The following is a 262-nucleotide window of genomic DNA, read 5'->3' as shown; positions in this document are numbered from 1 at the left end:
TGGGCCAGTCCGGGTCTTAGGAGTCGGGTGTAGGTGCGGGTGAACAGTTGTGCGGTGCGCCAGCCGAGGTCGGTGACGTGGTAGCGGTGGCTGCCGGGGGTGCGGTCGATGAGTCCGTGCTGGCGTAGCCGGCGTAGGTCGTAGGTCATCGCGCCGGGGCTCGGGTTCGGCTGGTCGAGCAGGGGTGCCAGGTGGGCGCGTAGGTCGGTGTTGGTGAACCCGCGGGGTAGCAGGCGGAAGACGGTCAGGGCGGACAGCAGTG

1 protein-coding gene is annotated in these 262 nt (G+C 69.5%); it reads right to left on the bottom strand.

Annotated elements, in window-relative coordinates; genetic code table 11:
- Window positions 1–262 (bottom strand): hypothetical protein (locus IH26_RS61865; RefSeq protein WP_034218351.1); only part of this gene is annotated, 262 nt, incomplete at both ends.

Origin of the sequence: Actinoplanes subtropicus (assembly GCF_000721705.1) — a bacterium.
Lineage (GTDB): Bacteria > Actinomycetota > Actinomycetes > Mycobacteriales > Micromonosporaceae > Actinoplanes > Actinoplanes subtropicus.
This window is presented reverse-complemented; position numbering and strand designations above follow the sequence as displayed.